Origin of the sequence: Enterobacter sp. NFIX58 (genome assembly GCF_900110475.1) — a bacterium.
Classification (GTDB): domain Bacteria; phylum Pseudomonadota; class Gammaproteobacteria; order Enterobacterales; family Enterobacteriaceae; genus Enterobacter; species Enterobacter quasiroggenkampii.
The window spans coordinates 162,812-184,678 of sequence record NZ_FODW01000003.1; the positions used below are offsets into that span (position 1 = coordinate 162,812).

Below are 21,867 nucleotides of genomic sequence, written 5' to 3' on the forward strand. Positions count from 1 at the left end.
TCAGGACTCCAGGGCGATGGCAACCTCGTAGCCATGAGACTTGAGCAGGGAGTGTTTTTTCGCTGCTTCAAGATCTTTGGCTACCATCTCGGAAACCATCTCCTGCAGAGTGGTTTCTGGTTTCCAGCCCAGCTTCTCGTGTGCTTTGGTTGGGTCGCCCAGCAGGGTTTCCACTTCAGCAGGACGGAAGTAGCGCGGGTCAACCTGCACAATCACGTCGCCTGGCTTCACGCCCGGTGCGTCATGGCCGGTCACGGAAACCACGATGCCCTTCTCTTCCACGCCGGTGCCTTCGAAGCGCAGCTTGATGCCCAGCTGCGCGGCAGCCATTTCAACGAACTGACGAACGGAGTACTGCACGCCGGTGGCGATCACGAAGTCTTCTGGCTGTTCCTGCTGCAGCATCATCCACTGCATTTTCACGTAGTCTTTGGCATGGCCCCAGTCACGCAGGGAGTCCATGTTGCCGAGGTGCAGGCACGATTCCAGACCCTGCGCGATGTTGGCGATAGCGCGGGTGATTTTGCGGGTCACGAAGGTTTCGCCGCGACGTGGAGATTCGTGGTTGAACAGAATGCCGTTACAGGCGTACATGCCGTAGGATTCACGGTAGTTCACGGTGATCCAGTAAGCGTACAGTTTCGCTACCGCGTACGGAGAGCGCGGATAGAATGGCGTGGTCTCTTTCTGTGGAATTTCCTGCACCAGACCGTACAGCTCAGAGGTGGATGCCTGGTAGAAACGGGTTTTCTTCTCAAGGCCGAGGAAGCGAATCGCTTCCAGCAGACGCAGCGTACCCATGGCATCCACGTCAGCGGTGTATTCCGGAGACTCGAAGGAGACCGCAACGTGGCTCATCGCGCCCAGGTTGTAGACTTCATCCGGCTGCACTTCCTGCAGGATACGGGTCAGGTTGGAGGTATCGGTCAGGTCGCCGTAGTGCAGGTGGAATTTCGGGTTCGCCGCGTGAGGATCTTGGTAAATATGATCGACACGTTCGGTGTTGAAAGAAGACGCACGACGTTTAATACCGTGTACTTCATAACCTTTTTCCAGCAGTAACTCTGCCAGGTAAGAACCATCCTGCCCGGTAACGCCGGTGATGAGAGCGACTTTAGACATGTTTATATTCCTCTACTTATGAATTTAATCAGTTTCAACGCGTTCGCGTATCACCACTGCGGGGTTGCCACGGCAAACTTTATTTGCCGGTAGCGATTTAAAAACGCTGCTGCGGGCACCAACGACCGTGCCATCGCCAACAGAAACACCCGGTGCAACAAAAACATCCGTTGCCAGCCAGCATTTTTCGCCAATCACAATAGGCGAAGCGGTAATATCAAAATGCTGACTCATAAAGTCATGACTGCCGGTGCACAAATAACATTTCTGTGAAACCACCGAATTTGCGCCAATCGTAATCTCGCCCAGGGTATATAACACCGCGTCATCCCCTACCCAGGCGTAATCCCCAAGCGTTAATTTCCAGGGGTAGGTAATTTTCACCGAAGGCCGAATGACTACGTTTTTTCCTATTTTTGCGCCAAACAGACGCAATAAAAATGCTCGCCAGCGGTACAGTATTTGTGGTGACCAGGCAAATAAGGTGGCCTGAACGGCCCACCATAGCTGCACTTTAATACCGCCCGCCCCCCGAAAACCTTTCGGTACGGAGAAACCGTTCAGATCCTGCATTACGTTTCCTTATATTCAGGCTTTGTTATATAAGGCTTTCGTTTTACTCGTGGTGCGCACGCGTAAAAAATAAGATAATTCCGCCCAGAACCCCGGCACGCGTAATATTTTACGCTGCACGTTTTTGGCATCCTGGCACAATTCCAGATTATTCGAGGTTGACACGCCACCCATTGAAAATTCAGATACCAGCCCTTTAATTCGGCGGAACGGGTAACCTGACTTATAGAGACTGGCGGCCAGCGCATAATCGGAAGACACTTTATACTGCAAATCGTAAGGCTGTTTTTTCAGACCTTTTACCGGAAAGAAAATGGCCTGATGGCTGGCGGGTAAACTGTGATAGATATACCAGCCCGGCTTCGCGCTGCGACACACTTTATGTCCGTCGCCAAAATCGAGCAGCGCATCGCCAATATACATGGCGTCCTCTTTCTGGCGCGCCAGTTGACGGGCAAACAGCGCCACGTCATCATGGAAAATATCACCCGAATTCAGAAAGATGGCATAACGGCCCTGCGCCATATTGATGCCTTTGTTCATCGCATCGTAGATGCCTTTATCTTTCTCGCTGATGTAACGTAAGTTGAACTCACCGTTGAGTTTTTCCAGAAACTCCGCCGTGCCATCGTTCGAGCCGCCGTCGACCACAATCCACTCAAAGGTGAGGCTTGGATCGCGCGCCAGGTTGCGCAGCGAGCGCCAGGTTTTTACCACCCCTTCGTAATTACGAAAAGCGACAGTAATGACGCTAAGAAACATAAATCACCTCATTTCGTCATACGTTCGTAATATTAAGCGCTTTGCGCAGAATAAACGGACAGACAATCAAGAAAGCATATTCCGGACTAAATATTGACCCGGTAAAAAACAGCGACACCGGCGTAAACAGATAAAGCTGCACGCGAAAGTTCTGGTTATCCCCGAACGCGTTAATCATCATTTTGAAAACTTTAAACAGATACCACAGCGTCAACAGTACGGCGAACCACGAAAAATAAATAATTAACAGATACAGACCATTGTCTATGGTTTTACCGACATCCGCACCGTTAAAGATTCCGAATGATGCAACATATTCGTAAAGTGAGCCGAATCTTACTACACCATCTATATGGGTTAAGGAATAACCCACCATCACCAGCGGTCCAATGATACGATAATAGGACGATGAGCCTTCCGTTCCCAAATCACCCAGTCGTTCTGAGATGTATGGGAAGGCAAATATCACGCCCACCATAAATACCGTCAGGGAGATAATCGCCAGCGGCAGTTTTTTCTTAATCGCATCTTTGTTCAGGTACTGAAACGCCCATTCCAGCAGGTAAAACAGGATAAATGTCATTACCCCTGAGAACGATCCAGACAGAACGATTCCTGCAAGAATCATAGCATCGGTCTTAGGCGTTTTGATACCAAACTGTTTGATGCTGAGCCAAATTGAGATTAACGCCAAAGCGAAAAACGCCGGTTCAAAATAGAGGGCCGTGGTACGCTTCCCGCCGAACTTGATGAAGTTCAAAACATAGCTGTTGCTGTAAATGAGATATTTCGAAATTATCTCCATCAGGCTACTGCCGCCGGTAAGAATAATTTGCGCCATCTCCATGGCAGCAAGCATAACAATTAACGCAACGGCAATATAAAAGAACCTGAGGATTTTCCGATAATTGTGCGGAGAAATCGTTTTGAAGCGAATACTCCAGACCATTCCGATAATAATAACGATATAAACAAACAGCATGGTCGAGGTGACGTATTTACTGGCATCCAGCGACTGACCAAAGATGTAGTTAAACAGCGTCAGGCCCGTGCCCAACCCTAAGGCAATCATCAGCTTCTTCAGGTTGATTTTATCGACATACAGCAGAAGCAGAACGGGCAAGAAGGTGACGATGGTTATCGGAAAGCTTTCGCCGAGCTGGGCAATTTTGACGTTGACCAGCAGATAGATCAGCGGCAGCAGCAGATAACTACAGATTCTGATAGAACGAGACATACTCCTCCAGCATCTGTTGTCCACTGTAGGCCTTGCGGCTGCGGTTGCGGAACGATTCCAGGTCAGTGCCAAAAACAGCCTGAGCGATCTGCGCCTTTGGCAACTGCACCAGCGGCAGGACCTCCTGCTCGGCAAAAGTTTTCCCACCCGATTTTTCCAGCACTTCGCGTGCCGCATCGCTGTGGGTGGCAATCACCGGCACGCCGATGGAGAGCGCTTCACAGAGGATCAGCGGGTAGTTATCCACGCGGGAGCTGAATACCAGCGCATCCATTTCATTCAGCGCGCTCATCAGCTTGCGCTTATCGGTTTCAAACCCGTGGTTCACCACGTTAGCCCCTTCGAACGGTGAAAATTTGCCGAAGGTATGGAGCTCAATTTTGTCACCCAGCGCCATCATGTCGCGCACCAGCTGCTGGTTGGTTTTCCCGTCGTAACGCAGGTCATGCGCAACGATAGCGATCTTCGGTTTGCCCGCGGTTTCTGCCACCGGCGTCAGCTCGGCGAGAATGGCTTCCGTCGCTACGTCGATGCCGTTGTTAATAATCTGGCAGCGCCCTGCCCCGTACAGACTGTTGAAGGCATCGGCCACGTGCTGGCTCGGGGAGATAAACGTACAGCCGAGCGAGAGCATGTCGCGAAACAGCTGGCGCTTGCCGGCCACCAGCGTATGCGCGCGATCCACCTTCACCGGCGGGTAGTTGCTCAGCGTCGGGCATTTCTGGCAGTTGTTTTTCCAGCCTTCGCAGCCGTCGGTAAACGCGCAACGGCCGGTTACGCTCCAGTGATCGTGCAGCGTCCAGACAAAGCGGGTGTCGGGCTTGTGGGCCTGCACCTTCTGGCAGAACGCCACCACCTCTTCCAGATTTAGCCAGTAGCTGTGCAACACGTGAAAATGCAGCACAACCGGGCCGGTAGTGCGGGTCACCGTGCGATAAAGCGTATTCAGGTTGCCAAACAGATCGCGGTTAAACAGACGGAACAACGCAATATTGGCAATCGAGGTCAGGCGCGGCGTGTGCTTATGCACCTGCGGGAAGTTATCGTGACTGACGCTTTTCTTGCCGCCCTTGCCATAGCCATAAATAAAACGAGACTGAAGTCCTTTTTGCAGCGCGCGCTGGTGCAGATCCAGCGCCACCCCTGCCGCTCCGCCTTCTGCGAGGCGTACGTTAAATTGCAAAATATTCATTTAATCACCTTCACGCGGGCTTTTTCTCCCACCACCAGCGCGTTATCCGGAATGGTGTCCAGCACCACGCTGCCCGCACCAATTGTGACGTTGTTACCAATCGTAATGTCACCAATGATCACCACGTTTGCGCCCAGCTCGACGTTATTGCCAATGACCGGGCAGGCCAGGCTGTCTGGCCCACGGTTGCCAATGGTCACCCCATGGCGGATGGTGAAATCATCCCCGGCGACCACGAACTTGTTGATCACCACCGCATAGCCGTGATGGATGGTAAAGCGGCGGCCAATGGTGGCCGCGGCCTGAATTTCATAGCCAAAAAAGCATTCGGTGATGATGCGATACAGCACCAGCACGGGTGCCGCCCAGATGTTGTTCAGGACATTTTTCTTACGCCACACCGAGCAAAAATGCGCGATGCGGTACGCCAGAACCATGCAGCACGGACGCAGGCTCCAGCTGTTAGCGCGGCAATCTTCCAGAAACATTATTTCCCCCGAAGTCCATCAGCCAGGCGCTTGCCGTTACGAACGGACAACAGCGTCAGCAGCGTGCGCCAGTTCATGCGCTTATTGCGGATCTGATAGAGGGTAAAAAGCTGATATTTACGGCTGGCACGGTCAAACTTGTCCTTGTGCTTGCGGTAAAAATGGAAGTAGCCCGAGAATTTTTTCGGCGAGGAGGTAATCTGCATCTCCCCGTGGTTGATGTGCAGGATCTGCGTGGCCTCTTCGACCTTCCACGGTTCGCCGTATTCCACCACCATGCGCAGAAAGATATCGTAATCCTGCGCAGCCTTCAGTTCGGTATCGAACAGGCACTCTTTAAAGCGCCACGCCCAGGTGAAGACCTGGTTACCAATGATGTTGCGCTTGTAGAACAGGCGTCGAGAATACGGAGATTTCGGATACAGCGGCAGACTCGCGGGCTGCGAGTACACCTCGCCCTGACAGACATAGTCGTTGGCATACAGGAACGCGTGCGTGACCAGCTGCTCTTTATGCGACAGGAAGACAGACAGGCGATTCGGCGTCCATTCGTCGTCGTCGTCGATGCCGGTCAGATACTGCCCTTTGGCCTGCATAATCGCCTGGTTACGCACAGCACAGGCGCCGGAGTTAATGGCGTTATGTGTATAAACCACCCGCGGGTCGTTGAGGTCAGTCACAAATTTTTGCAGCTGTTCATACGAGGAAGAGCAGTCATCCACGATGATCAGCTCCCAGTTATCGTAATCCTGACGTAACACCGACTTGATTGCGCGGATCGCCAGCTGCTGACGATTCCATGTCGGCATATAGATAGAAATCAAAGGGCGTTGTGTGGTCATTTTTTCCCCTCACCCCGGCCCTCTCCCCAAAGGGGAGAGGGTGAAAGGCAGCCAGTGGTTATCATTACGTTCGTCCCCCAAATCCAGCACCGAACAGTCCCCTCTCCCCTTTGGGGAGAGGGTTAGGGTGAGGGGTGTGGGGGGTTTTGTTATTTACTGTCAGACTTATATTCGTACTCGTAATAGCCATAATCCTGATAGCCGGTCGCGCGACGGAAGATGGAGTTCAGGATCACCCCTTTTACCTCAATCCCGTTCTGCTCGAAGCGGCTCAGGCTGGTTTCCACCTCTTTCAGGGTGTTCACCGCGTAACGCGCCACCATCAACGTGGTACCCGCATGGCGGCCAACAACGGCCGCGTCGGTCACGGCCAGAATCGGCGGCGTATCGATCAGCACCAGGTCGTAGTTTTTGCTCGCCCACGCCACCAGTTCGCTAAAGCGCTCGCTCATCAGCAGCTCGGACGGGTTAGGCGGCACCTGCCCACGTGGGATCAGGTCAAATTTCGGCACCGTCGTGGGCTTCGCGCTCTGGCTGATATCACCTTTGCCAAGCAGGATTTCCGACAGACCGTTAACGTTGTTGGTACCCAGCAGTTCGTGGGTGTAGCCTTTGCGCATATCGCAGTCGATCAGCAGCACACGCTTGTTGGTCTGGCTGACCACTGCCGCCAGGTTGGCGCAGACAAAGGTTTTACCGATTGACGGGCTGACGCCGGTTAACATCAGGACGTTATTTTTAGCCTGCATCATGGCGAAGTGCAGACTGGTGCGCAGGCTGCGGATCGCTTCGATAGCGAGGTCGGTTGGATTACCCACCGCCAGCAGCTGGCTCTGTTTGTAACGCTTAACGCCTTTGATGGTTTTGACGCTATCACGGGATTTTTGCCACTCAGACAGCGGAATGCTGGCATAGACGTTGATACCGTTTTCTTCCAGCACCTGCGGGCTTTCGATACCGCGGTTGAACAGCGAACGCAGCAGCACGCCAACGATGGAGAGCATCAGGCCGAGAATAATGCTGCCGAGAATGATCAGCGCTTTCTTCGGCTTCAGTACGCCAGGCTGGGTAATGGCCGGGTCGACGATGCGCACGTCACCCACGGTGCTTGCCTCGGTGATTTTCAGCTCCTGCTGCTTGTTCAGCAGCTGCATATAGACCTGCTGTCCGGACTCCACGTCGCGGGTCAGACGCACGATCTCCTGCTGAGTTTTCGGCATCGCGGTCACGCGGTCATTGAGCTTCGCCTTCTCCTCTTCCAGCGTGCGGCGTTTTTCCAGCAGGGTGCGGTAGGCCGGGTGGCGTTTGGTGTAAAGCTTGGAAATCTCCGCCTCTTTGAAGGTCAGCTCGTTAAGCTGCGCATCAATATTGACCATCGAATCGAGGACCGATTTTGCCTCCAGCGGCAGGTCAACGGAGTCTTTATCCTGACGGTAGGCGTTCAGCTTGTTCTCGGCATCATCCAGACGGCCGCGAACTTCCGGGAGCTGTTTCGCGAGGAAGGCCAGGCTTTTCGCCGCTTCAGCCGACTTACGCTCGACGTTCTGCTCAAGATAGTTGCGGGTAATGCTGTTCAGGATGTCGCGGATCTGATCCTTATCTTCACCGGTAAAGGTCATGCTCAGCACGCCGGTATCCTTACCGTTTTCGGTGACGGTCAGGTTGTTCTGAAGATTGTTGATCATCCCCAGCGTGGAGAATTTCGTGACGGTGAATTCACCGCCCTCCTGGGCATTGATCGCGCTGACCATCATGCTGACGCCATCTTTGGTGAGCATCTGCCCCACTTCACCGCGCGCGCTAAAGCCCGCGTCGCTGGTCAGCTGGTACTGTTTCGGTCCAAGCACCGTCAGGGTAAAGGTCTGATCGGCGGCCCCTTTTGGCAGCACGAAGTCAGTGACCTTGACCGTGTCGTTGTTTCTGCCCATCAACCGATCCCATCCCGCACCAAAGATCGGGAAGGTATTTTTGGTGACGGAGATATCAAGGCCAAGGTCGTGGACCGTTTTACCCAGCACCAGACGTGACTGGATGAGCTGAATTTCAGCATCGGAGGCCGGCGGCTTGTTCGCCAGCGCAGAGCCAATGTCCTGCACCAGCGAGTTACCGGTATTCTGCTCGATCTGCACCAGCGCATCGGCGCTGTAGATAGGTGTGGCAAACAGCGTGTAGACGACGGCCGCCGCGGCAAACACGGCGGTAATGCCCAGCACCCACCACTTTGCCTCGACAACAGTGCCGACCAGGCGTCCAATATCAATTTCATCACTGCCCGAAGTCGGGGCGGCAGAAGGTCTTGTTTTTTCGGTCATTGTTATCCCTGCTGAGCTTTCAGTGCCTGCGCCCACTGTTGGGCAGACTGGTCAAGTAAGGTGTAAACCGCCTCAAAGGCCTCATGGCTTTTGCGGTAGGGATCGGGGATTTCACGTTCATTGTCCCAGTGTCCAAACAGCATCACCTTACCGCGCATCTCCGGAGCGATATCGCACAGCGCATGAATATGGCGTTTTTCCATCGCCAGAATCAGGTCATACTCGCGGCACATGCGGCCAGTGACCTGGCGGGCAACATGCCCGTCGAGAGAGAGGTGATGATCCCGCGCCACGATCGTTGCGCGCTCATCGGCACCTTTACCGACCAGTGCACCCAGCCCTGCCGAATCAACGGTTAGTTCGGGCTGGTAGTGTTTCAACAACCGTTCAGCCGTAGGGGAACGGCAAATGTTCCCCACGCATACCACCAGAATTTTGTTAAACATCGCGGATTACCAGGTATGAATGTCGCGCGCCGTATCCGTCATGTAGCGAACGCCACTGATGGTTGGCAGCAACTGGTTGATCAGACGGTTCCAGCGGGCAACCGGTGCGGTAGTGACATACACCACATCGTATGGCTGGAGACGGAACTCCGTCGCCATCACCAGAGAGGTCGCATCGGACATATCCAGCTGGTAGATGTTGGCAATCTTGCCTTTCGCACTGCCCTCACCTTTCAGCGGACGGATCACGAAGATGCCGGTCGCGTTAGAGGTCGTCAGATCGATACCCTCAGCATTGCCCAGCGCTTCGGTCAGCGTCATACCGCTGAAGTCCATCTTGAGGGTGCTTTGTTTCTTCACTTCACCCATCACGAAGACTTTGAGATCGTCATTGCGTGGTACATAGAGGATGTCGCCCGGGTAAAGCAGGCGGTTCTGGGTCAGATCGCCGTTTTGCATCAGCGCCTGCAGTGAAATGCGCTGCTCCTTCCCGTTGTGGGTCAGTACCACGTTGCGCCAGTCGGCGCCGTCGGTTAATCCGCCCGCGGCGTTAATGGCATCCAGCACGGTCAGAGGAACGTTGGTGATAGCCTGCTGACCGGATTTGTTCACCTGGCCGGAGATGTAGGCTTTTTGCGAGCGGAATGCGGCGATATTAACGTCCACCTGCGGGTCGGCGATGTACTGCGCTAAGCGGCCGGTAATATCACTACGGATCTCGGCAAGCGTTTTCCCTGCCACATGGACTTTACCAATGTAGGGATAGAACATGGTGCCATCTGACTGCACCCAGTTACCGGTGTCGCTTGAGCTACGGTACTGGCCCGCTGGCGTGGTCAGTTCGGGATGGTCCCAGACGGTCACGTTAATGACGTCTCCTGGCCCTACGCGATACTGGTAGGACGCGATTTCCTGGTCCAGTGACATATTCGGCTGGGCAACGTTTGGACGTGGGCGTAATTGTTCGACCAGACGAGGCGTAAGTGGATAAACATTCACCATTTTGTCGAGATCAAAATCGGCATCCTGTTGCTTGATCACATCCTTGCCCATTGTTGACATATTGCTGCCGGGAAAGACAGTGCAACCGCTCATCAAGGTCACAGACACCAATAATGGCATCAATTTCATTTTGGAGTTCATCATTGATTATTTATCACTTTGGCAGAGTAATTATCCTGTGCAATTTAAATACGTGTGAATCTAAAATGCATTAAGAATGTAGCTAATTAAATAAAAATATAACTAGCATCATTCCTAAAAAAAACGTTATTTGGCCAGTCACTGTTGACAACGGAATCATGGCTCATCCACACACATCCAGGCACGCTACCGCCCTTGGCTTCCAGCTACCAATACGCTATAACACGATGAATTGCAGGCAAAAAATCGCCAGATTTTTTGCATTTGAAATAAATGGAGCATTCATAATACGCAGGCACTATTTCGTTAGTCGCTCAAAAAAAAACAACAACCAGTAACAGAAGATATCCTTTTTCAGGCTAATAATCTTGTAACAGCTAATCCCAAAACAGGCAAGAAAACGGGTTCCGAACACCAAATTTTAAGAATTTGTTTAGAAAAGCAGTTTATTTTTAAGAATTTCTTTATATTGACAGCGTTATCATTGAACATCTTTTCATGCGATATTTCTTAATTTTGTTATTTCAGATAAATACAGACTTTCTTGATGAATTAGACTTATTATTCCCGGTATTATTAATTTAATGATTATTGAGAGAAATCTCATACTGACATTGCAATTTCCCCCAGCTTTATCCATGATCGAATTGTGTCATTCGTCATGTTACAGAAGGTATTGCTACTACTATGGAATGGATTGCCGATCCCTCAATCTGGGCCGGGCTGGTTACGCTGGTCGTCATCGAGCTGGTGCTCGGGATTGATAATCTGGTTTTTATCGCCATCCTCGCTGAAAAACTGCCCCCTTCCCAGCGCGATCGCGCGCGCGTAACGGGGCTGCTGCTGGCGATGGTCATGCGGCTACTGCTGCTGGCCTCTATTTCCTGGCTGGTCACGCTCACTCAGCCTCTGTTCTCCATCCACGGTCTGAGCTTTAGCGCCCGCGATCTGATCATGCTCTTCGGCGGCCTGTTCCTGCTGTTCAAAGCTACCGTGGAGCTCAACGAGCGGCTGGAAGGCAAAGACAGCGAGAACCCGACCCAGCGCCGCGGGGCAAAATTCTGGCCGGTGGTCGCGCAAATCGTGGTGCTGGATGCGGTCTTCTCCCTGGACTCGGTGATCACCGCCGTCGGGATGGTGGACCATCTTGTGGTGATGATGGCCGCGGTCATTATTGCCATCACGCTGATGGTTATGGCCAGCAAGGCACTGACCCGTTTTGTGAACAGTCACCCCACCATCGTGATCCTCTGTCTGAGCTTCCTGCTGATGATTGGCTTTAGCCTGGTGGCCGACGGTTTTGGCTTCCATATTCCGAAAGGCTACCTGTATGCCGCCATCGGGTTCTCCGTCATGATTGAAGCGCTTAACCAGCTTGCGATATTCAACCGCCGCCGCTTCCTTTCCGCAAATCAGACGCTGCGTCAGCGTACGGCCGACACGGTCATGCGCCTGTTAAGCGGTAAGAAAGAGGATGCAGAGCTGGACGCCGAATCCTCCGCCATGCTGGCCGACCACAGTGATGGGCAGATCTTTGACCCGCAGGAACGACGGATGATTGAGCGGGTGCTCAATCTTAACCAGCGTACGGTCAGCAGCATTATGACGTCGCGGCATGATATAGAGCATATTGACCTGACGGCCCCGGAAGCGCACATTCGCGCCCTGCTGGATAAAAACCAGCACACACGCGTGGTGGTGACCGGCGGGGAAGCGGAAGAGGAGCTGCTGGGCGTGGTGCACGTCATTGACCTGCTCCAGCAGCAGCTTCACGGCGAGCCGCTCAATCTCCGCGTCCTGGTTCGCCAGCCGCTGGTCTTCCCGGAGGGGCTGCCGTTGCTTTCCGCCCTTGAGCAGTTCCGTAACGCGCGGACCCACTTTGCCTTTGTGGTGGATGAGTTTGGTTCGGTGGAAGGACTGGTCACGCTCAGCGACGTGATGGAAACCATTGCCGGTAATCTGCCAAACGAGGTGGATGAGATTGATGCCCGCCACGACATTCAGAAAAACGCCGATGGCTCGTGGACGGCAAACGGCCATATGCCGCTGGAAGATCTGGTGCAATATGTCCCGCTGCCGCTGGATGAAAAGCGAGAATATCACACCATTGCCGGTCTGCTGATGGAGTATCTGCAGCGTATCCCGCAGCCGGGGGAAGAGGTTCAGGTAGGCGACTATCGGCTTAAAACGCTACAAATTGAAAACCATCGCGTGCAGAAGGTTCAGCTGATACCGCTGCGGGATGAGGAAGAACTGGATTTTGAGGTGTAAAAAAGTCGGGTGGCGCAACGGCGTCAGGCTTTTGTAGGCCGGGTAAGGCGAAGCCGCCACCCGGCGCAACAGGCATCACAGCTTATCCAGCAGCTTCTTCACATCCTTGCCGTCCTGCGAATCTTTATTACGATCCGCCCAGCCGCTCAGCCGACGTTTCGCTTCATCCTGCAGATGCTTACGCAGGATCTGATCCACCTGGAGGCTATAATTCAGAGCCTGCCATTTGCCGTATACGCTCAATGGGACCGGCGTCTCTTTCAGGAAGTCGATGAGCTTACTTTCTCCCTGCCAGCCGGAAAGTACCCGCACGTTAAAGCGCGTGTCCGCCGTCTCTTTGACCAGATCCAGCTTACCTTCGCCCGTCAATGATAAGAATGAAGAGGTACCCTGCATTCCGTCGAGAGAGAGTTGTCCGTTGTCCAGCGTCAGGTCCGTGGTGAAGCTGTCGAGTCGCGTAGCGCTGTCGTAGTTCTCCTGGGCTTTCACATCGCTGCTGCGCTCTACCGCCTGCTGCACCAGCTGCTGGAAATTGAGCCCTTCCATACGGGAGTTTTTCAGATCAAGATGCGCCTGTCCCTGCCACTCGCGGCGGAACGCCTCGGCATCAATTTTCGTGCCGGAGAAGTCCCCCGCCAGCGTCAACTGCCCCGTCAGGGATATCGGGTAGTTAAACGCGTTCAGGATGGTCCCTATCTCAACGTTATCGAGACGCGGCTGGAATTCGGCGCTGGCAACGTCTTTACGGACATCCAGCGTGCCGGGCAGCGAGAGGTGCCCTGCGCCCATCTTGCCACTCAGTTCGGAGATCACCAGCAAACCGTTATGGTTAAACATCTGGCTGCTCACGTCGGTAAAGTCCATGCCGCGCCAGCGCAGGCTATTGGCTTTCAGCAGAATATCCGCCGTGAATCCGCGTAGGACGTTATAGTCAGGCTGATCGAGATTCGACGAAATAACCGGGCGTGATACCGCTGCCTGGCTTTGCCCCGTCTGCGCTGCATTGCTGTCCGTGGCGCTGGCTGGCAGAGGCGGCAACAGATTTTCAAGGTTGAGCTTGTCAAACTGCAGATTCAGCACCCACTTCGGCTTTTCTTCGAGCGTGACGCTGGCCTGCCCTTTCAGGCTACTGTCATTTGCCTGCAGGTTGAGGTTATCCAGCTCCAGCTGTTTTTGTTCCTCGCGCCACACGGCCTGCAGCGTTCCCTGCCCGGCGATCCCCTGGGTGGGAAGATCGGCCCCCGTCAACTGCCAGTCCAGCTGCTGGATGTCGGCGGTGAGCTGGTGCGGATAGTCTGACGCGTTAACGCTGGCATTCAGCGACAGGGTCAGATCGCGCTGATCGCGGTTCACGCGCCCGCTGAATTCCACCGACGCAATATGGTGTGCATCCTGTTCCATCTGCAGGTTAATGTTGCGAACGGTGACCTGCTCTTCGTGCTCATGCTGGAAAACCAGTACGCTATCGGCCACTTTCAGTTTGCCAATATCAAAGGACCAGCCTGTATCAGACGGCTCATCAGGCAGGGTATTTTCGCGCGGTGCCACCGGTGCGTTAGCATCACGCACGGCCTCGGTTTGCGGGGTGAGCTGAATCACCGCGCCTTTCAGCATCACCTGATTCACCTGCAGCTGATGGGAAATGAGCGGGATCAGCGCCACATCAAGGCGCATGTTGTCTGCGGAAACCAGCGGCTGGGATGCCCCCGGCGCCGTGAGCGACATGCGGCCAGAGAGAATACTGAGCTGCGGCCAGACGTGCCAGCGCAGCGGCCCATCAAGCTTCAGTTGATAACCACTTCGTGCCTCGACCTGCCGCACCATGTAAGCACGGAAGTCATTGGGGTTAACCAGCAGAACCAACGCCGAAAGGCCAGCCACCAGCACCACCAGCAAAATCATCAGCGTTGTCAGAACTCTTCTCATGGCATCCTCAATGGACTAACGATCAGTCTTTATCAATACGGCTGGCAACCGCACCCTGCTGGTCGCGATATTTTGCGTCCTGGCGGCGGTTATACGGCCTGTCTGCCGGGCCTGACAGCGGTTCAAAACTCAACGCGCCGATCATCATGCCCGGACGAAGCGCCAGCGGCAATTTACCGGCATTGAAGAATTCCAGCACGATACGTCCTGACCAGCCTGGATCGATACGGTGCGCGGTCACGTGTACCATCAGCCCCAGTCGCGCCAGCGAAGAGCGGCCATCAAGCCAGCCGACGAGGTCCGCAGGCAGGGTGACGGATTCAAATGTGACCGCCAGCGCCAGTTCACCCGGATGCAGATAAAAGGCTTCGCCGTCGTCGATAACGATTTCATCACTCATCACGCGATCGAGCGCGGCGCTGACTTCGTCCTTCGGACCGCTGAGGTCGATGAACGGTGCGGTATGGCCGCTAAAGGTGCGGAATTTATTCCCCAACCGGACATCAACGGTCACCCCATTAATACGCTCAACAGGTGGACGCGGGGTAATAGACAAACGGCCTTCATCCAGCCAGGCTTCTATATCGCGATCACAAAGACGCACGCCTCTTTCTCCTTTCATGCAACGTACCCTGAGTCGGTAAGCGCTCAGGGTAAAACCAGGTTATCTCTGAACGGTACACAATTCACGCGGCTTATTCAAAAAACTGGCTGATTTTCGCTTTTAAGATATCAATCGCAATGCGGTTTTTACCCCCGCGCGGCACGATAATATCGGCGTATTGTTTGGAGGGTTCAATAAACTGCAGGAACATTGGGCGGACCGTTTTCTGGTATTGCGCCATCACGGAGTCCATTGAACGGCCGCGTTCATTAACGTCACGCTTGATGCGGCGCATCAGGCAGATATCCAGCGGGGTATCGACGAAAATCGAGAAGTTCATGGATTCACGCAGGCGGGCATCGGTCAGCAGCAGGATGCCTTCAAGGATAATGACCTTTTTCGGCTCGATGCGGATCGTTTCCTGGGTACGGGTATGTTCGACATAACTGTAAACGGGCAGTTCAATCGCCTGACCGCTCTTAAGCGCTTCTAAATGCTGGAACAGCAGGCTGTGATCCATTGCATTGGGGTGGTCATAGTTCGTTTTAACGCGCTCTTCCATCGACAGATGGGATTGATCTTTGTAATAGCTGTCTTCGGGAATGACGCCGATATGCTCATCACCTACTTGTTCACGCAGTTCGCGATAAAGCGTACTGGCAATTAGACTTTTACCTGAAGCCGATGCGCCGGCGATGCCTATAATGACGCACTGATGAGACTTATCAGTCATAAATTTAGCGACCTGATTAACCTGGATGTTAAGGAAGGACGACGCCGGAGCGTCAAACGCGGCAATTATAGGGATTTCGCGGGCGTGATACCAGTCGAATGCACAGGTTCTGCGAGACTGGCCGAAAAGTGACAACTTATTCCCTGAATGAAATTTAAATGACCATTTTTTCACCGTTTCACCGTTTTTTTTAACGGAGTAAGTATTTAATAAGTCTGTGGTGTCAAATTCTGAGCGGTCACCATATGAATTGTAAATTGTTTGTACTAGCATAAACCAAATTATCAAATTCACGCGTTCGGACATCTTCCCTGACGGCATGGCGTCTCTGGATAAAGCGGTAATGAATAAACAATACCAGCGGGTTTTGGTGACTACCCCACATCCTTTAACACGACTTGTCTGTCTGGGCCTGGTCACCTTTATCTTTACCTTATTTTCGCTGGAACTCACCCGTTTCGGCACCCTGCTGGCTCCGCTCTGGTTCCCCACCGCCATTATGATGGTGGCGTTCTACCGCCATGCCGGAAAAATGTGGCCGGGCATTGCCCTGGCCTGCTCGTTCGGTAATGTTCTGGCCTCGTGGATGCTGTTCTCCTGGGGATCGGTCAGCCTCATCTATCCTTCGATCAACGTCATTGAGGCCGCTATCGGTGCGCTGTTTCTGCGCAAATGGCTCCCCTGGTACAACCCGCTGCAGAATCTGAACGACTGGATCCGCGTGGCCATCGGCAGCGCACTGGTGCCTCCGCTGGTGGGCGGTATTCTGGTGACCCTGCTGGCCCCCGGCCCAGAGCCACTGCGTAATTTCTTCGTCTGGGTATTGTCAGAAGCGATTGGCGCGCTGGCGCTGGTGCCGCTAGGGCTGTTGTTTAAGCCGCATTATCTGCTGCGCCACCGCGATCCGCGGTTGCTGCTGGAAACGCTGACCACGCTGGCCGTGACGTTAGCCCTCAGTTGGGCAGCCATCACCTGGCTGCCGTGGCCCTTCACCTGCGTGATCGTTCTGCTGATGTGGAGCGCCGTGCGCCTGCCGCGGATGGAAGCGTTCATGGTGTTTCTGGTCACCGTGATGGTGGTGTCGCTGATGATTGCCCGCAACCCTCTGGCGCTGACCACCCAGCACGCCGGGCCGATGCTGAACGCCCCCTGGCTGCCGTTCTTGATGCTGCTCCTGCCCGCTAACGTTATGACCATGGTGATGTATGCCTTCCGCGCCGAGCGTAAACACATCACCGAAAGCGAAGAGCGTTTTCGTAACGCAATGGAATATTCTGCCATCGGTATGGCGCTGGTCAGCATCGAAGGAAAATGGCTTCAGGCGAACAAGGCGCTGTGCAATTTCCTCGGCTACAGCCAGACGGAGCTCCAGTCGCTGACCTTCCAGCAGCTCACCTGGCCGGAAGATCTGAATACCGACCTGGAGCAGCTCGAACAGCTCATTAACGGCGACATCAATACCTATACCCTCGAGAAGCGCTATTACACGCGCGATGGAGAAGTGGTCTGGGCGCTTCTTGCCGTCTCCGTGGTGCGCCATGCCGACGGCTCGCCGCTCTATTTTATCGCCCAGATTGAAGACATTAACGACCTGAAGCAGACCGAGTGGGTCAATAAACGCCTGATGGAGCGCATCACCCTGGCAAACGAAGCAGGGGGCATCGGCATCTGGGAGTGGGATCTGGAACCCGACGTTATCAGCTGGGATAAGCGGATGTTTGAACTGTATGAAATTCCGCCGCACATCAAGCCCACCTGGCAGCTCTGGCACGACACGATGCTGCCGGAAGATCGCGCCCACGCAGAGAAGGTGCTGCGGGACTCTCTGATTTCCCGTCTGCCGTTTAAGCTGGAATTCCGCATTCGCGTGAAGGAAGGCGTGCGTCATATTCGCTCCCTGGCGAACCGGGTGCTCAATAAGCAGGGGGAAGTCGAACGGTTGCTCGGTATCAACATGGACATGACCGAGGTTAAGCAGCTTAACGAGGCGCTTTTCCAGGAAAAAGAGCGTCTGCACATTACCCTCGACTCCATCGGTGAAGCAGTGCTGTGCACCGATATCAACATGAACGTCACCTTTATGAACCCGGTCGCCGAGAAAATGAGCGGCTGGCTGCAGACCGAAGCTATTGGTCAGCCGATCCTGAAGGTGTTACACATCACCTTTGGTGAAAAAGGGCCGCTGATGGAGAATATTCACAGCGGCGATATGTCCCGTTCCGATATCGATCAGGACGTGGTGCTGAACTGCCGTACCGGCGGCAATTTTGATATCCACTACAGCATTACGCCGCTCAGCACGCTGGATGGACAGAATATCGGCTCGGTGATCGTGATTCAGGACGTGACCGAGTCGCGCAAAATGCTGCGCCAGCTCAGCTACAGCGCTTCCCACGATGCCCTGACCCATCTGGCTAACCGGGTCAGCTTCGAAAATCATCTTAAACGGCTCCTGCAGACCGTTCGCGAAACGCGCCAGCGTCATGCCCTGGTGTTTATCGACCTCGATCGCTTCAAAGCCGTCAATGACACGGCTGGCCACGCCGCGGGCGATGCCCTGCTGCGGGAACTGGCTTCCCTGATGTTAACCATGCTCCGCTCCAGCGACGTGCTGGCGCGTCTGGGCGGGGACGAGTTCGGGTTACTTTTACCGGACTGCAATCTGGAAAGCGCGCGCTATATCGCCGGTCGCCTGATTCATGCCATCAACGACTATCACTTTATGTGGGAAGGCCGCCTGCACCGGATCGGCGCCAGCGCCGGCATCACGCTGATTGATGAAAATAACCATCAGGCGTCGGAGATCATGTCGCAGGCGGACATTGCCTGTTACGCCTCAAAAAACAGCGGACGTGGCATGGTGACGGTGTATGAACCCCAGCAGGAGCGGGATCACCACACGCGCAGCATGATGTCGCTTGATGAACAGTGGCACATGATTAAAGACAATCATCTGATGATGATTGCCCGCAGCGTCGCCTCACCGCGCATCCCTGAGAGCAGTAATTTCTGGCTGCTGTCGTTACGCCTGTGGACCAGCCAGGGCGAAGTTCAGGAAGAGCATGCCTTCCGCTCGGGCCTGGCGGAACCAGAGCTTCTGCACGCCCTCGACAGGCGGATCTTTAGCGAGTTTTTCCGCACCTCAGCCGCCCAGATCGCCAGTAAAGGCATGGGGGTGGCGCTGCCGCTCTCGGAGGCCGGTTTAGCCAGCGTGACGCTGGTCGATGAACTGCTCGACCTGCTGGATAAAAGCCCGATGCCGGGCCGTCTGCTGCATCTGGTTATCTCTGTCGATGTGGTGTGCAATCCGGATAAGAACCTGCATCGGGGTCTGCAAAAGCTCCGTCAGGCGGGCTGCCGCGTGATCTTCAGCCAGGTGGGACGCGATATGAACGTCTTTACCCACCTGACCGCGAACATGGCCGACTATCTGATGCTGGATGCGGAGGTGGTAACCAACGTGTACGGCAATCTGATGGATGAGATGATGGTGACCATTGTTCAGGGCCACGCCCAGCGTCTGGGAATGAAAACCATTGCAGGCCCCTGTAACCAGCCCATCATGATGGATACGCTCTCCGGTATCGGCATCGATTTTATCTTTGGTGACACCATCGCTGAGCCGCAGCCATTAGATCTTCTTCTCAATACCAGTTATTTCGCGATCAACTGACGGTGCCCAGCCGTCGGTATACCAGATATGCAGCAGCGCATAGGAGCGCCACGGCTTCCAGCGTTCGGCATAGCGACGAATTTGCGCGGGCGTCATTCCGGCGAAGCGTTGTTTAATCAGGTAATCATCCGGCAGAAACACATCTTTCGCCTGCCAGCCGCGCAGGGCCAGATAATTTGCCGTCCAGCGCCCTATCCCCGGCCGCTGCTGTAGCGCCTTCATCCCCTCTTCTATATTCGCGGGCGGGAAAAGCGGAAATGTTCCGTCGATAACCGACTGCGCCAGATGAATCAGCGACTCCGCGCGCTTTACCGGCATGCCCAACGCTTTCAGCGCCAGCGGGTCCACTGCCGCCAGCGCCTGCGGCGTGGGGAAGCAGAGATAGCCCGGGCAATCCGCCACGGGTTCACCGCATAACGCCACCACGCGTGACGCCAGCTTCGCCGCCATCGCCACGCTCACCAGCTGCCCGAGAATCGCCCGGACGCCCTGCTCGTAAGCATCCATCGCTCCCGGCAAACGTAAGCCCGGCCTTGCAGCACCGAGATCGCCCAGCGTCTCTGCGATGTGCTGCGGATTGCAGGCAAGATCGAACAGGCGTTCGATGCGCTCAAGGCACGGCTGCGCAACCGGAATTAACCCCGGGCTGAGGGTCACGACCAGCGTGTGGGTTGCGATATCCGGCGTCACGCGGAAGATCCCCTGATGTCCCTCGCAGGCAAAACTGCGCTCGTAGTAGTCGGGCGTGACGGTTTCAATGCCCGTCACCGCACGCGCGCCAAGAAAGCCAAACATCCACTGCCAGTCGTAAGGGGGAAGCCAGTTCAGGGTGTACATCATCTCTCCTTTTGGGTTCTTCACAGCATAAACGGAAAGGTCCTGTTTCGCCTTGCTTTCATATTCCTGTTGTCGCCATGCGGACATTTCGTTAAAGTCTCGCCCCTTCTCACCGGCATGGGGATTCATCGTGTTTATTGGATTTGACTACGGTACGGCAAACTGCTCGGTTGCGATTATGCAAAACGGGCAGCCACGGCTCCTGAAAATGGAAAAAGAGAGCACGCTACTGCCGTCAATGCTCTGCGCACCGACGCGTGAAGCGGTGAGCGAATGGCTGTTCCGCCACCATCAGGTTCCGGCTTCGGCGGCGGAAACCCAGGCGCTGTTACGCCGTGCCGTCAGCTTCAACCGCGAGGAAGATATCGACGTTACGCCGTCCAGCGTGCAGTTCGGCCTCTCCTCGCTCGGACACTACATTGAAGACCCCGAAGAGGTCTATTTCGTTAAGTCGCCAAAATCCTTCCTCGGCGCCAGCGGCCTGAAGCCGCAGCAGGTCGCGCTGTTCGAAGACCTGGTGTGTGCGATGATGCTGCACATCCGCAACCAGGCGCAGACGCAGGTCCCAGAGGCGATTACCCAGGCGGTGATTGGCCGTCCGATCAACTTCCAGGGGCTGGGCGGCGACGAGGCCAACCAGCAGGCGCAGGGGATCCTGGAACGCGCAGCGCACCGCGCAGGCTTCCGCGACGTGGTATTCCAGTATGAACCCGTTGCCGCAGGGCTGGACTTCGAAGCCACGCTGACGGAAGAGAAGCGCGTATTAGTCGTGGACATCGGCGGGGGCACGACGGACTGCTCGCTGCTGCTGATGGGGCCGCAGTGGCATAACCGGCGCGACCGCGAAAACAGCCTGCTGGGGCACAGCGGCTGCCGCGTAGGCGGGAACGATCTTGACATCGCCCTGGCATTCAAGAGCCTGATGCCGCTGCTCGGCATGGGCGGGCAAACGGAAAAAGGCATCGCGCTGCCGATCCTGCCGTGGTGGAACGCGATTGCCATCAACGACGTGCCGGCACAGAGTGATTTTTACAGCACCGCCAACGGCCGCTTCCTTAACGATCTGGTGCGCGATGCTCAGGATGGCGAGAAAGTCGCCCTGCTCTATAAAGTGTGGCGTCAGCGCCTCAGCTACCGCGTGGTGCGTACCGCGGAAGAGAGCAAAATCGCCCTTTCCGACCGCGCTGAACATGCGGTATCCCTGCCGTTTATCAGTGACGAACTGGCCACCGCCATTTCGCAGGAGGGGCTGGAGACGGCGCTTGCCCAGCCGCTACAGCGCATTCTGGAACAGGTGCAGCTCGCGCTGGAGAACAGCAACGAGAAGCCGGATGTGATTTACCTGACCGGCGGTAGCGCCCGTTCGCCGCTGATCAAGAAAGCGCTGGCCGAACAGCTGCCGGGTATTCCGATTGCAGGTGGCGATGACTTTGGTTCCGTTACCGCTGGTCTGGCACGCTGGGCGCAGGTGATGTTTAGCTAGTGCGGTTGTGCCGGGTGGCGGCTTCGCCTTACCCGGCCTACAAAACGTGTGTTGTTGTGGTGCGGTCTGGTGCTATCTCCCACAAAACACCAAAAACGGCAACTTCCGTTGCCGTTCGCATTTACCTTGTAGGCCGGGTAAGCGAAGCGTCACCCGGCGACACTCAGACAATTCCCGACAGTCTTCCATATTTCCTCCATTTTTCCGCTGTGTTGCCTGACTA

General features: G+C 54.9%; 17 protein-coding genes. 3 read left to right on the forward strand and 14 right to left on the reverse strand.

Annotated elements, in window-relative coordinates; all coding sequences use genetic code 11:
• The 10 genes from gmd to BMW97_RS14225 all read right to left on the reverse strand — a co-directional run bounded on the left by gmd (position 1) and on the right by BMW97_RS14225 (position 10,120).
• A complete protein-coding gene (gmd, locus tag BMW97_RS14180; RefSeq protein WP_003863514.1) occupies positions 1-1,122 on the reverse strand; it encodes a GDP-mannose 4,6-dehydratase in 1,122 nt (373 codons plus the stop codon).
• Between the two features lie 24 nt (positions 1,123-1,146).
• A complete protein-coding gene (gene wcaF / locus BMW97_RS14185; protein WP_045908623.1) occupies positions 1,147-1,695 on the reverse strand; it encodes a colanic acid biosynthesis acetyltransferase WcaF in 549 nt (182 codons plus the stop codon).
• Between the two features lie 15 nt (positions 1,696-1,710).
• Entirely contained in the window at positions 1,711-2,457 is a 747-nt protein-coding gene (gene wcaE, locus BMW97_RS14190) for a colanic acid biosynthesis glycosyltransferase WcaE (RefSeq protein WP_008499420.1), read from the reverse strand.
• Positions 2,458-2,473: 16 nt separating this feature from the next.
• On the reverse strand, positions 2,474-3,694 hold the full coding sequence (gene wcaD / locus BMW97_RS14195; protein ID WP_045908624.1) for a colanic acid polymerase WcaD: 1,221 nt from the start codon (positions 3,692-3,694) through the stop codon (positions 2,474-2,476).
• Entirely contained in the window at positions 3,669-4,886 is a 1,218-nt protein-coding gene (wcaC, locus tag BMW97_RS14200; RefSeq protein ID WP_045908625.1) for a colanic acid biosynthesis glycosyltransferase WcaC, read from the reverse strand. The genes wcaD and wcaC overlap by 26 nt, the downstream gene beginning before the upstream one ends.
• Positions 4,883-5,374 (reverse strand): colanic acid biosynthesis acetyltransferase WcaB, encoded by a 492-nt coding sequence (gene wcaB / locus BMW97_RS14205; protein ID WP_039025009.1) that lies wholly within the window; start codon positions 5,372-5,374, stop codon positions 4,883-4,885. The genes wcaC and wcaB overlap by 4 nt, the downstream gene beginning before the upstream one ends.
• A complete protein-coding gene (gene wcaA, locus BMW97_RS14210) occupies positions 5,374-6,216 on the reverse strand; it encodes a colanic acid biosynthesis glycosyltransferase WcaA (RefSeq protein ID WP_045908626.1) in 843 nt (280 codons plus the stop codon). The genes wcaB and wcaA overlap by 1 nt, the downstream gene beginning before the upstream one ends.
• A 149-nt stretch (positions 6,217-6,365) precedes the next feature.
• Complete coding sequence (gene wzc / locus BMW97_RS14215) at positions 6,366-8,528, reverse strand: tyrosine-protein kinase Wzc (protein WP_045908627.1); 2,163 nt, start codon at positions 8,526-8,528, stop codon at positions 6,366-6,368.
• Positions 8,529-8,530: 2 nt separating this feature from the next.
• Complete coding sequence (gene wzb, locus BMW97_RS14220) at positions 8,531-8,974, reverse strand: low molecular weight protein-tyrosine-phosphatase Wzb (protein ID WP_045908628.1); 444 nt, start codon at positions 8,972-8,974, stop codon at positions 8,531-8,533.
• Positions 8,975-8,980: 6 nt separating this feature from the next.
• Positions 8,981-10,120 (reverse strand): polysaccharide export protein, encoded by a 1,140-nt coding sequence (locus BMW97_RS14225; protein WP_008499413.1) that lies wholly within the window; start codon positions 10,118-10,120, stop codon positions 8,981-8,983.
• 684 nt (positions 10,121-10,804) lie between these two features.
• On the opposite strand from BMW97_RS14225, the gene BMW97_RS14230 reads away from it, so the two are divergent.
• Positions 10,805-12,388 carry a TerC family protein gene (locus BMW97_RS14230; protein WP_045908629.1) on the forward strand — a complete coding sequence of 528 codons (1,584 nt, stop codon included), beginning with the start codon at positions 10,805-10,807 and terminating at the stop codon, positions 12,386-12,388.
• 75 nt (positions 12,389-12,463) lie between these two features.
• On the opposite strand, the gene asmA is transcribed toward BMW97_RS14230, so the two are convergent.
• The 3 genes from asmA to udk form a co-directional block, all read right to left on the reverse strand.
• The gene (asmA, locus tag BMW97_RS14235; RefSeq protein ID WP_045908630.1) at positions 12,464-14,314 is read right to left on the reverse strand and encodes an outer membrane assembly protein AsmA; all 1,851 of its coding nucleotides are present in this window, start codon (positions 14,312-14,314) and stop codon (positions 12,464-12,466) included.
• 22 nt (positions 14,315-14,336) lie between these two features.
• On the reverse strand, positions 14,337-14,918 hold the full coding sequence (gene dcd / locus BMW97_RS14240; RefSeq protein ID WP_024908111.1) for a dCTP deaminase: 582 nt from the start codon (positions 14,916-14,918) through the stop codon (positions 14,337-14,339).
• Between the two features lie 91 nt (positions 14,919-15,009).
• Positions 15,010-15,651: a uridine kinase gene (gene udk, locus BMW97_RS14245; protein ID WP_008500855.1), complete on the reverse strand. Its 642-nt coding sequence runs from the start codon at positions 15,649-15,651 to the stop codon at positions 15,010-15,012.
• A gap of 343 nt (positions 15,652-15,994) precedes the next feature.
• On the opposite strand from udk, the gene BMW97_RS14250 reads away from it, so the two are divergent.
• Entirely contained in the window at positions 15,995-19,324 is a 3,330-nt protein-coding gene (locus tag BMW97_RS14250; protein ID WP_045908631.1) for a diguanylate cyclase, read from the forward strand.
• Here the strand turns inward: BMW97_RS14250 and alkA are convergent.
• A complete protein-coding gene (gene alkA, locus BMW97_RS14255) occupies positions 19,283-20,161 on the reverse strand; it encodes a DNA-3-methyladenine glycosylase 2 (protein WP_045908632.1) in 879 nt (292 codons plus the stop codon). The genes BMW97_RS14250 and alkA overlap by 42 nt on opposite strands.
• Before the next feature lie 130 nt (positions 20,162-20,291).
• On the opposite strand from alkA, the gene yegD reads away from it, so the two are divergent.
• Positions 20,292-21,644, forward strand: a complete 1,353-nt coding sequence (gene yegD / locus BMW97_RS14260; protein WP_045908633.1) for a molecular chaperone — start codon at positions 20,292-20,294, stop codon at positions 21,642-21,644.
• Positions 21,645-21,867: the final 223 nt, after the last annotated feature.

Coding starts and splice junctions, on each gene's coding strand:
- wcaE (WP_008499420.1), bottom strand. CDS start 2,457: ATGTTTCTTAGCGTCATTACTGTCGCTTTTCGTAATTACGAAGGGGTG.
- wcaD (WP_045908624.1), bottom strand. CDS start 3,694: ATGTCTCGTTCTATCAGAATCTGTAGTTATCTGCTGCTGCCGCTGATC.
- asmA (WP_045908630.1), bottom strand. CDS start 14,314: ATGAGAAGAGTTCTGACAACGCTGATGATTTTGCTGGTGGTGCTGGTG.
- udk (WP_008500855.1), bottom strand. CDS start 15,651: ATGACTGATAAGTCTCATCAGTGCGTCATTATAGGCATCGCCGGCGCA.
- wzc (WP_045908627.1), bottom strand. CDS start 8,528: ATGACCGAAAAAACAAGACCTTCTGCCGCCCCGACTTCGGGCAGTGAT.
- wzb (WP_045908628.1), bottom strand. CDS start 8,974: ATGTTTAACAAAATTCTGGTGGTATGCGTGGGGAACATTTGCCGTTCC.
- alkA (WP_045908632.1), bottom strand. CDS start 20,161: ATGTACACCCTGAACTGGCTTCCCCCTTACGACTGGCAGTGGATGTTT.
- BMW97_RS14250 (WP_045908631.1), top strand. CDS start 15,995: ATGAATAAACAATACCAGCGGGTTTTGGTGACTACCCCACATCCTTTA.
- BMW97_RS14225 (WP_008499413.1), bottom strand. CDS start 10,120: ATGATGAACTCCAAAATGAAATTGATGCCATTATTGGTGTCTGTGACC.
- wcaF (WP_045908623.1), bottom strand. CDS start 1,695: ATGCAGGATCTGAACGGTTTCTCCGTACCGAAAGGTTTTCGGGGGGCG.
- BMW97_RS14230 (WP_045908629.1), top strand. CDS start 10,805: ATGGAATGGATTGCCGATCCCTCAATCTGGGCCGGGCTGGTTACGCTG.
- wcaB (WP_039025009.1), bottom strand. CDS start 5,374: ATGTTTCTGGAAGATTGCCGCGCTAACAGCTGGAGCCTGCGTCCGTGC.
- gmd (WP_003863514.1), bottom strand. CDS start 1,122: ATGTCTAAAGTCGCTCTCATCACCGGCGTTACCGGGCAGGATGGTTCT.
- wcaA (WP_045908626.1), bottom strand. CDS start 6,216: ATGACCACACAACGCCCTTTGATTTCTATCTATATGCCGACATGGAAT.
- wcaC (WP_045908625.1), bottom strand. CDS start 4,886: ATGAATATTTTGCAATTTAACGTACGCCTCGCAGAAGGCGGAGCGGCA.